Genomic DNA, 15,324 nt, shown 5'->3' on the forward strand with positions numbered 1-15,324 from the left:
CATTTCTCTTTAGCAAAAGATTAAAAATAGAATGATTTATTGAAAGAAAAAGCCGGACAGGGCGTTAAATCCTGCCCGACTAATTTGAAAAATAACTTTGACCGTGTTCACAAAGGTGTGAACTAACGTTTTCCATTATTCAAAAGACTCTACTGGCTCTTCTTCTTTTTCTTGCTGTGGTGCAATGTTAAGTGCGTCAGCTGGTTGAAGATCTTCTTCTTCGTCTAAATCGCGAAGCTCTACCTCTTCATCATTAACAGTTAACATTTTCACATCCATACCAAGAGATTGAAGTTCTTTAATCAATACTTTGAATGATTCAGGAACGCCTGGCTCTGGTACACTTTCACCCTTAACGATTGCTTCGTATGTTTTCACACGACCAACAACGTCATCGGATTTAACTGTTAAGATTTCTTGAAGTGTATAGGCAGCACCGTATGCTTCAAGTGCCCATACCTCCATCTCACCAAAGCGTTGTCCACCGAACTGTGCTTTACCACCAAGTGGCTGTTGAGTAACAAGTGAGTAAGGACCAGTTGAACGTGCGTGAAGTTTATCATCAACCATGTGAGCAAGTTTGATCATGTACATGATACCTACTGATACACGGTTATCGAATGGTTCACCTGAACGTCCATCATACAGGGTTGTTTTACCATCGCGGTTCATCCCTGCTTCTTCCATCGTTTCCCAAACGTCTTCCTCGTTGGCACCATCAAATACTGGAGTTGCCATATGAACACCTAGGTAACGAGAAGCCATACCTAAGTGTAACTCTAAAACTTGTCCGATGTTCATACGAGAAGGTACGCCAAGTGGATTTAACATGATATCAACAGGAGTACCGTCTGGCATGAATGGCATATCCTCTTCCGGTAAGATACGAGAGATAACCCCTTTGTTACCATGACGTCCGGCCATTTTGTCCCCTACGCGAATTTTACGTTTTTGAACAATGTAAGCACGAACTAATTGGTTAACACCTGGTGGTAACTCATCGCCATCTTCACGGTTAAATACTTTCACGTCAAGAATAATACCGCCAGCACCATGTGGTACACGTAATGAAGTATCACGAACTTCACGAGCTTTTTCACCGAAGATTGCATGTAATAAGCGTTCTTCAGCAGTTAATTCTGTAACTCCCTTAGGTGTTACTTTACCTACAAGAATGTCGCCATCACGAACTTCTGCACCGATGCGGATGATACCACGTTCGTCTAAGTTACGAAGCGCATCTTCCCCAACGTTTGGAATATCACGAGTGATTTCTTCAGGTCCTAATTTTGTATCACGAGACTCTGATTCGTATTCTTCAATATGAACAGATGTATAAACATCGTCTTTTACAAGGCGTTCGCTCATGATAACAGCATCTTCATAGTTAAAGCCGTTCCAAGTCATGAACGCAACAAGTACGTTACGACCAAGAGCAAGTTCACCTTTTTCCATAGATGGACCATCTGCTAAAATGTCACGAGGTTTCACACGTTCGCCAACTTTTACAAGTGGACGTTGGTTGTATGAAGTACCTTGGTTAGAACGAATGAATTTTTGTAATTTATATTTTGTTAAATCGCCTTTAACTTCTTTACCGTCAACGACTTCAATACGGCGAACATGGATAGAGCGAGCTTCAACATGCTCAACAATACCATCATATTTCGCTACTACAGCCGCACCTGAGTCACGCGCATCAACGTGTTCCATACCCGTACCAACAAATGGTGCTTCTGGGTTAAGAAGAGGAACTGCTTGACGTTGCATGTTGGCACCCATAAGTGCACGGTTCGAGTCATCGTTTTCTAAGAACGGGATACATGCAGTCGCCGCTGAAACTACTTGTTTCGGAGATACGTCCATGTAGTCCATTTGAGCTTTATTGAATACTGTATTATCCCCACGGAAACGACCTACTACTTCGTCTTTAGCAAATGTACCATCAGGATTTAATAGTGAGTTCGCTTGTGCTACATAGTAGTTATCTTCTTCATCAGCTGTTAAATAATCAATCTGATCCGTTACTTGGCCTGTTTCATGGTCAATACGACGATAAGGCGTTTCAATGAATCCGAATTTATTTACTTTGGCAAATGAAGATAATGAGTTGATTAAACCAATGTTTGGACCCTCTGGTGTCTCGATTGGACACATACGACCATAGTGAGAGTAGTGAACGTCACGTACTTCGAAACCAGCACGCTCACGTGTTAAACCACCAGGCCCTAATGCAGATAGACGACGTTTATGCGTTAACTCTGCCAGTGGGTTTGTTTGGTCCATGAATTGTGATAACTGAGAGCTACCGAAGAACTCTTTAATTGACGCAATTACTGGACGAATATTAATTAATTGTTGTGGTACGATAGCAGCTGTATCATTAATAGACATACGCTCACGTACAACACGTTCCATACGAGATAAACCGATACGGAATTGGTTTTGTAAAAGCTCACCGACAGAACGTAGACGACGGTTACCTAAATGGTCAATATCATCTGTTGCCCCTACTTGGTAAAGTAAGTTGAAGAAATAACTTACTGAAGATAATACGTCAGCAGGCGTAATATTCTTCACTTCTTCATCGATGTACGCATTACTAATAATATTGATTTCTTTTTGCGCTTCATCTTTTGGTGCATAGATTTTAATAGATTGGATTGTTACATCATCCTCAAGCACTCCACCTACTTGTGATAAAGTGCGGTAACCGATTCCTTTTGATGAATCTTCTAGATACGGTAAGATTTTATCTAAAGTGCGACGGTCAAGAACTGTACCTTTCTCTACTAAAATTTCGCCTGTTTCTGGGTCTACAAGCGTTTCAGCAATCGTTTGGTTAAATAAACGATTTTTGATATGAAGCTTTTTATTCATTTTGTAGCGACCAACATTCGCTAAATCATAGCGTTTCGCATCAAAGAAGCGAGAGTATAATAAACTCTTCGCACTTTCAACTGTTGGTGGCTCACCTGGACGTAAACGTTCATAGATTTCTAAAAGTGCTTTTTCAGTACTTTCAGAGTTATCCTTTTCTAACGTATTACGTAAATATTCATTGTCACCGATAATATCGATAATTTCTTGGTCTGAACCGAAGCCTAATGCACGAAGTAACACTGTTACTGGTAGCTTACGAGTACGGTCAATACGCACATATACTACATCTTTCGCGTCAGTTTCATATTCTAACCATGCACCACGGTTAGGAATAACTGTTGCTCCGAAACCTTTCTTACCGTTTTTATCAGTTTTATCATGGAAATACACACTTGGTGAACGAACTAATTGTGAAACGATAACACGTTCAGCACCATTGATAATGAACGTTCCTGTCTCTGTCATTAATGGGAAGTCACCCATGAAGACATCCTGTTCCTTCACTTCGTCTGTTTCTTTGTTGTAAAGACGTACTTTCACACGTAATGGTGCTGCGTAAGTAACATCTCGCTCTTTACACTCATCGACATCATACTTAGGATCACCTAATGAATAATCGATAAATTCTAATGAAAGATTGCCTGTAAAGTCCTCGATCGGCGAAATGTCACGGAACATTTCACGTAAACCTTCTTCAAGGAACCACTCGTAAGACGCCGTTTGAATCTCAATCAGATTTGGAAGCTCAAGCACCTCTTTAATACGCGCAAAGCTTCTACGCTGGCGGTGTTGTCCATACTGAACTAGTTGACCTGTCAACTCATTCACCCCTCAATAAAGCGATATTAGGTCTTTGCAAAATCATACAAATAGTGTATGATTTCGAAAGACAAAAAGAAAACGAGTCTTCAAAAAGATCTCATTTTCGGTTAACTAAACCTATCTTGGCAAGTATACCCACATTAAAACAATCATATACAAAAAGGGCATACGACCTCAAAATAATATTTTTGCATTTTATTATATTATCATAGCCGATTTGTCAAGTCAATAATTTATGCATACTTCATCTATTTTTTTGCACGTACTATCCAGTACCCTTTTTTCTTCTCCACAACATCGACTTCAGAAAATTTTTCTTCTAAGTAACTTACCGTTGATGGCGCACCTTGCTTCTTCTGTATTACTGCCCATAGCTCACCAGATGACACTAACTTATCGTAAGCTCCATCGTAAAAACGGAAAATTGTTTCCTTTCCTGCGCGAATTGGAGGATTGGTTAAAATAGCTGCGGCTTTTACATCCTTGTCAACCATCGATAGTCCGTCACTCACAAATATCCGTACATTTTGAACACCGTTTACTTGCGCATTTTTTTGCGAGAGTGCAACTGCACGTTCATTTATATCCATCATAAAAACGGTACGGTCTGGGTTTGTTTTGGCAATCGATAATCCGATCGGTCCATACCCGCACCCCACATCAAAAATCGCACCATCAATATCAGGCATTTGAAAAGCATCTATTAAAACACGGGATCCAAAATCTACTTCGCTTTTACTAAATACACCTGCATCCGTTTCAAAGGAAAACGTATGCCCTAACAATTTGAATGTCCAGTGACGAGGTTTACTCTCAGTTTGAGGCTTATTTGTATAATAGTGATCTGACATTTTCACGCCTCCTCAGAATGAAGAAAAAAAGCTCGCCAAAATGACGAGCTTTCCTTTTGTTTAAAAGTAAAAGTAACGCGAGATTACTTAACTTCTACAGATGCGCCAACTTCTTCAAGTTTAGCTTTGATTTGTTCAGCTTCATCTTTAGAAACGCCTTCTTTAAGAGCTTTAGGAGCGTTATCTACTACTTCTTTAGCTTCTTTAAGACCTAAACCAGTGATTTCGCGAACCACTTTGATTACTTTAATTTTTTCTGCACCAGCAGATGCTAATACTACGTCGAACTCAGTTTTTTCTTCAGCAGCGCCACCAGCACCACCAGCAACTACTGCTACAGGAGCAGCAGCTGTTACACCGAATTCTTCTTCGATAGCTTTTACTAAATCGTTTAATTCAAGAACTGTCATAGCTTTGATAGCTTCTAAGATTTGCTCTTTATTCATTATAATTTCCTCCTAATTGGATAATGTTTTGTTGTTGCGGTCAGGCCGCAGAAGTTAAAGTGCGTATGAAATTACGCGCCTTGTTCTTCTTTTTGTTCTGCAACAGCTTTTGTTGCAAGTGCGAAGTTGCGCACTGGAGCTTGAAGTACTGATAAAAGCATAGAAAGAAGACCTTCGCGTGATGGAAGTTCTGCAAGTGCTTTAACATCTTCAACAGAAGAGATTGTACCTTCAATAATACCCGCTTTAATTTCTAAAGCTTCATTTTTCTTAGCGAACTCGTTGATGATTTTAGCAGGAGCTACAACATCTTCTTTTGAGAACGCAATTGCGTTAGGACCAACTAATACGTCATTGATTCCTTCAAGGCCAACAGCTTCAGTAGCACGACGTGTTAAAGTGTTTTTGTAAACTTTGAACTCAACACCAGCTTCACGAAGTTGTTTACGAAGCTCAGTTACTTGTGCAACGTTAAGACCACGGTAATCCACAACTACTACAGAAGCAGCGTTTTGGAATTTTTCAGTAATCTCTTGAACTTGTACTTGTTTGTTTTCGATTGCTTTGCTCATGATGACACCTCCTATTAGAATGGGTCATTTATACCGACAAAAGAAAAGCCTCCGGGTCAAATAGACACAGAGGCTGAAAGTCATCATCTTTAAATAAGAATCTGAATTCCGATGTCCTCGGTAGGATCATTAAGTGACAAGTCACTCCTACTGTCTACGGTACAAATGGATAATTCACAACAGCAACCATCTTATCATAGATAGACAGCGCCGTCAATAGAATTACATAAAATCTTTAATTATTTTACTACTACGCTTGAAGCGTCAACTTTTAGAGCTGGACCCATTGTAGTTGTAACGTTTACAGATTTCATGTAAGTACCTTTAGCTGCAGCAGGTTTTGCTTTTTGCACAACATCAAATACTGTTAAGAAGTTTTCTACTAATTTTTCTGTAGAGAATGAAACTTTACCGATAGGTGCGTGGATGATACCAGCTTTATCAGCACGGTATTCTACTTTACCAGCTTTAATTTCAGCGATAGCTTTTGTTACATCGAAAGTAACTGTACCAGTTTTAGGGTTTGGCATTAAACCTTTAGGTCCTAATACGCGACCAAGTTTACCAACTTCACCCATCATGTCAGGAGTTGCAACGATTACATCGAAATCAAACCAACCTTGTTGGATTTTTTGGATGTATTCTGCATCGCCTACATAGTCAGCACCAGCAGCTTCAGCTTCTTTAAGTTTTTCACCTTTAGCGAATACTAATACGCGTTGAGTTTTACCAGTACCGTTTGGTAGCACTACTGCACCACGGATTTGTTGGTCGTTTTTACGAGTATCGATTCCTAGACGGAAAGCAACTTCTACAGTAGCGTCGAAGTTCACTGTGCTAGTTTTTTGAGCAAGTTCGATTGCTTCTTGAGCGCCGTATAAAGCGTTACGGTCGATTAGTTTTGCTGCATCTTGCAGTTTTTTACCTTTTTTAGCCATTATATAATTCCTCCTTGATTGTGGTTATAGCGGATTTTACCTCCCACGAATAAAGGTTGCGCGTTCACAAAGAAACTCCGCAACCTTCCAAAAAACAAATACATCATCAAGTAATGGGATTAGTCTTCAATAACAATACCCATGCTTCGTGCAGTACCTTCAACCATTAACATTGCAGCTTCTACTGAAGCAGCGTTAAGGTCTGGCATTTTAGTTTCAGCGATTTCGCGAACTTTATCACGCTTAACCGTTGCCACTTTTTTACGGTTTGGTTCACCAGATCCAGATTGGATACCAGCTGCTACTTTAAGTAGAACTGCTGCAGGTGGAGTTTTTGTAATGAAAGTGAATGAACGGTCCTCGAATACTGAAATTTCAACTGGAATGATAAGACCAGCTTGATCTGCAGTACGCGCGTTGAATTCTTTACAGAATCCCATGATGTTCACACCTGCTTGACCTAATGCAGGACCAACCGGTGGAGCTGGGTTTGCTTTACCAGCAGGGATTTGAAGTTTAACAACTTTAATAACTTTTTTAGCCACGAGACACACCTCCTTAAGTCCGTGATGTGGTAATTGGGTTGCCCCTCCCACTCAATATCTGTCTGTCAGCTAATTGCCGATAACATTAAAATTATCAATACAGACGTCAAACCAAAGTATGACAATCTGACCTAGAAATGATACCACTTTTAATTTTTTTAAGCAAGTAGTAATTAACAAAATCTGCGACATACGTCTTAGACATATGTCATTTTAGTTACTAGAACTACATTTTTTGTATTTGCTCAAAATCTAGTTCCATAATTGTTTCGCGACCAAACATATCGACAGAAACTTTCACTTTTCCTTTTTCAGTATCAATTTCTTCAACACGTCCTTGGAAGTGAGCAAAAGGCCCCTCTAATACTTCTACTGCTTCTCCAACAGAAATATCAATCTCGACAATTTTGTCAGTCATCCCCATCTGTTGTAATAGACGATCCGCTTCTTCAGGTAATAAAGGTGTCGGTTTTGCACCACCACCAGATGAACCGATAAATCCAGTTACACCTGGCGTGTTACGTACAACATACCACGAATCATCTGTCATAATTAGCTCTACTAAAACATAACCAGGGAAAACTTTACGCATCATTGTACGCTTTTTCCCATCCTTCATTTCTGTTTCTTCGTGTTCAGGCACAATAACACGGAAAATCTTATCTTGCATACCCATTGTTTCTACACGTTTCTCTAGGTTTGCTTTTACACGGTTCTCATACCCTGAATACGTATGAACAACATACCAATTTTTCTCCATAACTACTAGGACTCCTCGTCCGTCCCTCCCTTACCAAATCAATTACGCCTTGGCGTAATTGTGTCTGGATTTTGTATTGTGCTTGCACAATTGGTTCCTTTCAAAATCCGTGACATCTGCCAGCGGCTTTATCTTCATTCAGTCGGTGTTTTAACACTTACCAAAAAGGAACTACATTTGCATTCATCCTACCACTTTTAGAAGCAGGAATCTTCTACTGAATGAAGATAAAAGTGAAAAAATGAATCGCGATATGCTAAGCGTATCCTTTACTCTTTTCACAAACTACCCATTAGAAAAACATAGCTTCCGCTAATAGCCTAGCGAAAGCCCGATGATATATACCCAAACTAGCATAGTCATCTATTGCTACCCTCATACTATCCCTAGTAGCATACTTACCATATTGAGAATATTTTATTGCTGTTCACTTCTTCAATTTCGCCTTGGCGAGATTTTGAATTGTGCTGGCACAATTCAAAATCCGCAACATCCGCCGGAGGCATTATCTCCATTCTATCAAGATGGGAGTCTCCTATAGCTGACGCTACAGAAAAGATCTGCTGAATGAAGATAAAACAAACGAAAAAACCCGTTTATTGTAATGACGGGCTATTTCAGAAGTATTAACATGCTATTTACTAAATTATAGATCTAAGTACCAGCGGAATAATGATGAAATACCTAAGTCTACTAACACAAAAAATAAAGCCATAATTACAACAGTTGAAATTACAACGACTGTATATTTCGTCAGTTCTTTACTTTTTGGCCAGCTTGTTTTGCGCATTTCCGACATTACATTGCTGAAAAAGCCTTTAATCTTGCCCATTCTAGCCTAACCTCCGAATCAATCATATCTGTCTATTTACGAATCATTTTATAGCGTTTGTTTATGCACTGTATGTTCATTGCAATGCGAGCAAAATTTCTTTAGTTCGAGGCGTACATTTGAACCTTCCTTAGCTGGAAAGGTATAATTTCTCGATCCGCATTTTTCGCAATTTAGAACGACTTTTTTTGCCATATTATCACCTTTTCGGCACTTTGTCTTTTCAAGACTAACACCTATATTTGTCAATGTCAATAAAGGCATGCAACCGCTAGGACATTTCTTCAAGAACTAAATGTCGCTCTAATTTACGCTTTACTCGTTGTAAAGCATTGTCAATAGACTTCACATGACGATTTAATTTCGCTGAAATTTCATGATATGACTGACCATCTAAGTAAAGAGCTAATACTTGTAATTCTAATTCACTTAAAATCTCACTCATCTTTTCTTCTAAGTAGCCAAACTCTTCTCTATGAATCATTAACTCTTCCGGATCATCCATAATAGCACCAGTTAACACATCCATTAATGTACGATCTGACTCTTCATCAAAAATAGGCTTGTCCAAAGAAACGTAAGAATTTAGCGGTATATGCTTTTGTCTTGTAGCTGTTTTAATAGCCGTAATAATCTGTCTTGTAATACATAGCTCAGCAAAAGCTCGAAAAGAAGCAAGCTTATCTCCCTTAAAATCGCGAATGGCTTTATATAGGCCAATCATACCCTCTTGCACAATGTCTTCCTTATCTGCACCAATTAAAAAATAAGATCTAGCCTTCGCTCTCACTAACAAACGATATTTAGTAATTAAAAAATCCAACGCATCTGTATTACCTTGATGCACCATTTCAATAAGTTCTTCATCATTGAATCGTTCAAAATCTTGTGTCACTTGTACAATACTATTTTTAAACATGGTATCACCTCAGCCACAACAGATAATTAGGAACAGTATAACGGAATTGGAAAATATGCGTCAATAAATCATTTCAAACCACGCCGCCATTTTTCAAAGGCTAAAGCAACATCAGGCTTTAGCTCTATGCGGGAAGGCGGCTTGCTAACCTGTTTTCGCTTCACATCATGAGAAATTTTATGCTGGATAATCCCCATATCAATTTCTAGCTCTCTTGCCGATTTTCGCAGAGCACCGTTACCAAAAATAACATTTTGCTCTGCCATATCGGAGGTTGCTACGTGAATCTGTACATTTCTAGCTTTTAGTTCGTGTGTCATTTTTTCAATACGTTCATCTGCTGTTTCGTTTTTCCGTGTATAAATGACTTCGACATCATTTTCTAAATAAGTTTGCTCCACACCCGGTACAAGATGTGCGTCAAAAACTATAATTACGCGCCATCCCATAGCTGCCTTATACTCAGCCAGAAGCTCAATTAATCTCCTACGGGCATCTTCAAAATTCGTATCACGTAATGGTCGTAGCTCTTTCCAAGCTCCTACCATATTATAGCCGTCAACAAGCAAAATATTTTTCATCGTCAATCATTCGCTTCTTGACGTTTACGATACACTTCGTACATTAAGAGTGCAGCAGCTACTGATGCATTTAGGGATGTAACATGCCCAACCATCGGTAAATGATATAAAAAATCACATTTCTCTTTTAATAGGCGACTCATACCTTTGCCTTCACTACCAATAATAATAGCGAGTGGCAATGTTGCATCCATTTTACGATAGTCTGCTGAACCTTTAGCATCTGTACCCGCAATCCATACTCCTCGTTCTTTTAGCTCATCTACCGTCTGCGCTAGGTTATTAACACGCACGACAGGTACATGCTCAATCGCTCCAGTTGATGCCTTTGCCACTACAGCTGTCAAACTCACAGAACGGCGCTTCGGAATAATAATGCCGTGCGCACCTATCGCATCAGCAGTTCGCATAATAGAACCTAGATTATGCGGGTCCTCTAGCTCATCTAAAATTAAGAAAAATGGATCTTCTTGTTTTTTTGTCGCCGCAGCAAATAAATCCTCTAGATCTGCATATCTATATGCTGCCACAGAGGCAACAATTCCTTGGTGATTTGCATCTGATAATTGATCAACCTTTTTCTTCGGGACAAATTGAACAATGACGCCACGTTCTCGTGCTAAATCTAGAAGTTCATTAACCCCTGATTTTTTTACACCCTCTGCAATCCATACCTTATTCATATCGCGGCCTGAACGAAGTGCTTCTAACACTGGGTTTTTACCTGCAATAATTTCACCATTTTGCTCTGCCATTATTTCGACACTCCTTTCGATTCCTCGATTATTTGAATAGCGTATGCAATGATTGCATACACGCGTTCTAATTCATTTAATAAATATAAGCTACCAAGCACAGCCTCAAAGCCCGAGCTATTACGGTATGTTTGAACATCTGTATTTTTTGGCACAGAGCCAGATTTGGCATTGCGTCCACGACGGAACACAGCCAACTCCTCCTCTGTTAAAAAGCCCTCATCCATCATTCGATGTACAATCATAGATTGCGCTTTCGCTGATACATAACGTGTCGCTTCTCTATGCAGTGTGTTAGGTTTGACACGGCCAGCACGTAGCAAATGCTCTCGTACATTTTGTTCTAAAACTGCGTCTCCCATATAGGCTAACGCTAATGCATTCAATTGCTTAACATCTTCGTTGCGGAGTTTATCCAAGTTACTTACCCTCGTTTCCATCTAGTTCCTTGTCGCGTATCTTCCAAAATGATACCTTGCGCTTGCAAATGGTCACGAATTTCATCTGAACGAGCAAAATCACGATTTTTACGTGCTTCTACACGCTCCTGTAAAAGTGCTTCAATTTCTTCGTCTAGAAGCTCTTCTTCTTTTGCAAATTCAATACCTAAGACGTCACCTATCACCTCAAAAGTTTCAGTAAAACTCAATAATACTTTTTCATCAGTATTCGTTTCATTTAAATAAATATTTGCGATACGTGCTAATTCAAATAATACAGAAATGGCATTGGCTGTATTAAAGTCATCATCCATCGCTTCTTCAAAAAGCGCTTTTTGTTCAGCAATTTTTTCAAGCCATTCTTCTGAGTGATCACCTAAGCTAGCAGTTGCTGTTAAACGGTGTTTCACATTGTTGTAGGCAGTACGAATTCGTTCTAAACCAGTTGCGGCTGCATCTACTAAATCCTTTGCAAAGTTAATCGGATGACGATAATGCACAGAAAGCATAAAGAAGCGTAAAATTTGTGGGTCAATTTGTTTACGAATATCATTAACGAGTACAAAATTACCAAGGGATTTGGACATTTTTTCATTATCAATATTAATATACCCATTGTGCATCCAGTAACGTGCAAATGTTTTATCATTATGAGCTTCAGATTGTGCAATTTCATTTTCATGATGCGGGAATGTTAAATCTTGCCCACCAGCATGAATATCAATAGTATCTCCTAAATGCTCACGTGCCATTACAGAGCATTCAATATGCCAACCTGGACGTCCTTTGCCCCATGGACTCTCCCAGTAAATTTCACCTGGCTTCACAGCTTTCCATAAAGCAAAATCTAATGCATCATCTTTTTTCTCGCCTGCTTCTATACGAGCACCAATTTTTAAATCATCCACTGATTGATGAGATAATTTACCGTAACCATTAAATTTACGAGTTCGGTAATAGACATCACCAGCTGACTCATAAGCGTAGCCTTTATCGATTAAAACTTGAATGAATTGAATGATATCATCCATATGCTCTGTTACGCGTGGATGTACATCTGCTTTCTTGCAGCCTAACGCTGTAACATCTTCAAAGTATGCGGCGATAAAACGTTCCGTTAATTCATGCACTTCTTCTCCAAGTTCATTTGCAGCCTTAATAATTTTGTCGTCCACATCTGTGAAATTTGAAACAAATTTCACATCGTAGCCTTTGTATTGAAAATAACGTCGCACTGTATCATAGACAATTACTGGACGTGAATTCCCAATATGAATGTAGTTATAAACTGTCGGACCACAAACGTACATTTTCACTTTGCCTTCTTCTAGCGGTACGAAAATTTCCTTTTGTCGTGTTAATGAGTTGAAAATTTGAATACTCATTGTGTTTCTCTCTCCTTTTGTAAGCGTTCGATTTCCTTATGCAATGTTGTAATTTGCTTCTCGAAAGCTTGACAACGTTCTTCTACAGGGTCAGGTATATTTTGGTGATCTAGCTTTTTCTCTAGACGGACTCCATCCTTAATCACTATTTTACCAGGAATACCGACAACTGTAGCATTGGGTGGTACTTCTTTTAAGACAACTGAGCCTGCACCAATTTTACTATTTTCACCAATTGTAATAGAACCTAAAACTTTTGCACCCGTTGCAACTAGAACATTATCCTCTAATGTTGGATGGCGTTTCCCCTTTTCTTTTCCTGTACCACCTAAAGTTACACCTTGATACAACGTTACATTATCACCAATCTCACATGTTTCGCCAATTACAACGCCCATCCCATGGTCAATAAAGAAACGTCGACCAATTTTCGCTCCAGGATGAATTTCAATTCCAGTAAAGAAGCGACTAATTTGTGAAATGGCACGGGCTATAAAATAAAGACGCCTTTTAAAGAACCAATGGGCAACCCGATGCGCCCAAGTAGCATGCAGACCTGAGTATGTTAATATAACTTCGAATACACTGCGTGCTGCTGGATCATTCTCAAAAATTGTTTCTACATCTTCCTTCATTCTTTTAAACACAAAAAATTCCCCCTTTTCGTTTTGGTCTGCCCTGCATCCTGGCCTTTGACGTTGATTTCACTGCAGAGTTAGCTAGTCGAGTAGAATTGGCGCACCCATTGTTTCAAGTCACATGTCCAGAAAATAAAAAAGCGCCCCTATCATCCCAAAAAGGAATGACAGAGACGCTAAATTTGCGCGGTTCCACTCTGATTGAAGGAGAAAACCTTCCACTCTGGACGTTCTGTAACGGGAACGAATCGATAAAGCCTACTATTGTTCAGCTTTATGCTCAAAGGTGCATTTCAGTTTTGCCTAGGCTCAGACCACTTTCAGCCGGTGATGGTCCTCTCTATAGAGCATGCGCCACTTACTTCTCCTTATCAACGCTTTCTCAATGTAAATACATTTTACAACGAACTAATAAATTGTCAATAAAATTCTATTTATTGCGCGAATTTTTCTACACGGTCAATCGTTTTTTGTTTGCCAATTAAGCAAATAGCGTTAGGAAGCTCTGGACCATGCGTTTCACCCGTCGTTACGACGCGGATCGGCATGAATAAATTTTTACCTTTATGACCTGTTTCTTTTTGAACAGCTTTAATAGCTGCTTTGACAGCGTCAGGAGTAAATTCCTCTAAACCTTCAAGCTGTGTTTTAAATGCAGCCATTACTTCAGGTACCTGCTCACCCGCTAAAACTGCTTTTGCTTCTTCATCATATTCAATATGATCGTTAAAGAATAGGCTAGATAGTTCTACAATTTCAGCACCAAAGCTCATTTGATCATGATAAAGTGCGATTAAATCAGTTGCCCATGCACGTTCTTCTGCTGTTAGCTCTTCTGGTAATAAGCCTGCTTTTTGTAAGTGTGGTAAAGATAACGCCACTACTTCTTCTAAAGATAGTTTTTTAATGTATTGATTATTCATCCAAGTAAGCTTTTGTTTATCGAACATCGATGGTGATTTAGAAAGACGTTTTTCATCAAAGATTTTAATAAATTCTTCTTTTGAGAAAATCTCTTCTTCCCCTTCAGGAGACCAACCAAGTAATGCGAAGAAGTTAAACATTGCTTCAGGTAGGTAGCCTAAATCTTTATATTGTGTTACGAATTGAATAATTGATTCATCACGTTTTGATAATTTCTTACGGTTTTCATTAATGATTAATGTCATATGACCAAAGCGTGGATATTCCCAGCCGAATGCATCAAAAATCATCATTTGTTTTGGTGTATTTGATAAATGCTCTTCACCACGGAATACATGTGAAATTTCCATAAAGTGATCATCTAGCACTACTGCATAGTTATATGTTGGGATACCGTTTGCTTTAACAAGTACCCAGTCACCAATATCTTTTGACTCAAATGCTACTTGTCCACGTACTAAATCCTCAAACTCATAAGTTACATTTTCAGGTACGCGCATACGAATTGTATATGCTTCACCAGCAGCTTCTTTAGCTGCAACTTCCTCTGCTGATAAATGACGACAAGTACCATCATAAGTTGGAGCTGCTACACCTCGTGCTTTTTGTTCTTCACGAGACGCTTCTAATTTCTCAGAAGAACAGAAGCATTTGTAAGCTAAACCTTGCTCTAATAGCTTTTCAGCGTGCTCTTTATAAATATCAAGACGCTCCATTTGACGATAAGGTGCATATGGTCCACCGATATCGATTGACTCATCATATTCAATACCTAACCATTTTAAGTTATCTAGCTGAGATGCTTCTCCGCCCTCTACATTACGCTCGATATCTGTATCCTCAATACGTACGATGAATTTACCGTTATGATGTTTTGCATATAAATAGTTAAATAATGCTGTACGCGCTCCACCGATATGTAAGAAACCAGTTGGGGATGGCGCGTAACGAACACGAACTTCTTTCGCCATAATTAAAAGCCTCCTAAATTTTCGATCAAAAAATTGACTTTGTTCATTTTACCACTCTGTTA

The 15,324-nt window shown here is 39.2% G+C and carries 16 protein-coding genes and 2 other annotated features; all 16 genes read right to left on the minus strand.

What is annotated here, in order from left to right; all coding sequences use genetic code 11:
• Positions 1 to 135 precede the first annotated feature (135 nt).
• The 16 genes from rpoB to gltX all read right to left on the minus strand — a co-directional run bounded on the left by rpoB (position 136) and on the right by gltX (position 15,262).
• Entirely contained in the window at positions 136 to 3,711 is a 3,576-nt protein-coding gene (gene rpoB, locus ACQKNC_RS15115) for a DNA-directed RNA polymerase subunit beta (protein WP_427425626.1), read from the minus strand.
• 242 nt (positions 3,712 to 3,953) lie between these two features.
• Positions 3,954 to 4,556: a class I SAM-dependent methyltransferase gene (locus ACQKNC_RS15120; RefSeq protein WP_427425627.1), complete on the minus strand. Its 603-nt coding sequence runs from the start codon at positions 4,554 to 4,556 to the stop codon at positions 3,954 to 3,956.
• A gap of 83 nt (positions 4,557 to 4,639) precedes the next feature.
• Complete coding sequence (gene rplL / locus ACQKNC_RS15125; RefSeq protein WP_427425628.1) at positions 4,640 to 5,002, minus strand: 50S ribosomal protein L7/L12; 363 nt, start codon at positions 5,000 to 5,002, stop codon at positions 4,640 to 4,642.
• Positions 5,003 to 5,073: 71 nt separating this feature from the next.
• Positions 5,074 to 5,574, minus strand: a complete 501-nt coding sequence (rplJ, locus tag ACQKNC_RS15130; RefSeq protein ID WP_337992167.1) for a 50S ribosomal protein L10 — start codon at positions 5,572 to 5,574, stop codon at positions 5,074 to 5,076.
• 32 nt (positions 5,575 to 5,606) lie between these two features.
• Positions 5,607 to 5,752: a sequence feature (ribosomal protein L10 leader region), on the minus strand.
• A 61-nt stretch (positions 5,753 to 5,813) separates the two neighbouring features.
• Positions 5,814 to 6,512, minus strand: coding sequence for a 50S ribosomal protein L1 (gene rplA, locus ACQKNC_RS15135; RefSeq protein WP_400726404.1), 699 nt, complete (start codon positions 6,510 to 6,512; stop codon positions 5,814 to 5,816).
• A 119-nt stretch (positions 6,513 to 6,631) separates the two neighbouring features.
• Entirely contained in the window at positions 6,632 to 7,057 is a 426-nt protein-coding gene (gene rplK / locus ACQKNC_RS15140) for a 50S ribosomal protein L11 (protein ID WP_004233593.1), read from the minus strand.
• A 226-nt stretch (positions 7,058 to 7,283) separates the two neighbouring features.
• Positions 7,284 to 7,817: a transcription termination/antitermination protein NusG gene (nusG, locus tag ACQKNC_RS15145; protein ID WP_049662801.1), complete on the minus strand. Its 534-nt coding sequence runs from the start codon at positions 7,815 to 7,817 to the stop codon at positions 7,284 to 7,286.
• A 646-nt stretch (positions 7,818 to 8,463) separates the two neighbouring features.
• Positions 8,464 to 8,649, minus strand: a complete 186-nt coding sequence (gene secE / locus ACQKNC_RS15150; protein WP_053482826.1) for a preprotein translocase subunit SecE — start codon at positions 8,647 to 8,649, stop codon at positions 8,464 to 8,466.
• Positions 8,650 to 8,697: 48 nt separating this feature from the next.
• Positions 8,698 to 8,913, minus strand: a complete 216-nt coding sequence (gene rpmG, locus ACQKNC_RS15155) for a 50S ribosomal protein L33 (RefSeq protein WP_427425748.1) — start codon at positions 8,911 to 8,913, stop codon at positions 8,698 to 8,700.
• Between the two features lie 7 nt (positions 8,914 to 8,920).
• Positions 8,921 to 9,568, minus strand: a complete 648-nt coding sequence (gene sigH / locus ACQKNC_RS15160) for an RNA polymerase sporulation sigma factor SigH (RefSeq protein WP_427425629.1) — start codon at positions 9,566 to 9,568, stop codon at positions 8,921 to 8,923.
• Between the two features lie 68 nt (positions 9,569 to 9,636).
• Positions 9,637 to 10,149 (minus strand): NYN domain-containing protein, encoded by a 513-nt coding sequence (locus ACQKNC_RS15165; RefSeq protein ID WP_427425630.1) that lies wholly within the window; start codon positions 10,147 to 10,149, stop codon positions 9,637 to 9,639.
• A gap of 2 nt (positions 10,150 to 10,151) precedes the next feature.
• Complete coding sequence (gene rlmB / locus ACQKNC_RS15170; RefSeq protein WP_427425631.1) at positions 10,152 to 10,904, minus strand: 23S rRNA (guanosine(2251)-2'-O)-methyltransferase RlmB; 753 nt, start codon at positions 10,902 to 10,904, stop codon at positions 10,152 to 10,154.
• Positions 10,904 to 11,344, minus strand: coding sequence for a Mini-ribonuclease 3 (locus ACQKNC_RS15175; RefSeq protein WP_427425632.1), 441 nt, complete (start codon positions 11,342 to 11,344; stop codon positions 10,904 to 10,906). The genes rlmB and ACQKNC_RS15175 overlap by 1 nt, the downstream gene beginning before the upstream one ends.
• A complete protein-coding gene (cysS, locus tag ACQKNC_RS15180; RefSeq protein ID WP_427425633.1) occupies positions 11,329 to 12,729 on the minus strand; it encodes a cysteine--tRNA ligase in 1,401 nt (466 codons plus the stop codon). Before cysS ends, ACQKNC_RS15175 begins: the two co-directional genes overlap by 16 nt.
• Positions 12,726 to 13,376 (minus strand): serine O-acetyltransferase EpsC, encoded by a 651-nt coding sequence (gene epsC / locus ACQKNC_RS15185; RefSeq protein WP_427425634.1) that lies wholly within the window; start codon positions 13,374 to 13,376, stop codon positions 12,726 to 12,728. Before epsC ends, cysS begins: the two co-directional genes overlap by 4 nt.
• A gap of 157 nt (positions 13,377 to 13,533) precedes the next feature.
• Positions 13,534 to 13,751, minus strand: a binding site (T-box leader).
• 50 nt (positions 13,752 to 13,801) lie between these two features.
• The gene (gene gltX, locus ACQKNC_RS15190) at positions 13,802 to 15,262 is read right to left on the minus strand and encodes a glutamate--tRNA ligase (RefSeq protein ID WP_427425635.1); all 1,461 of its coding nucleotides are present in this window, start codon (positions 15,260 to 15,262) and stop codon (positions 13,802 to 13,804) included.
• Positions 15,263 to 15,324 lie beyond the last annotated feature (62 nt).

The organism is Lysinibacillus sp. NPDC094177 (genome assembly GCF_050279145.1).
In the GTDB taxonomy this organism is placed as follows: Bacteria; Bacillota; Bacilli; order Bacillales_A; family Planococcaceae; genus Lysinibacillus.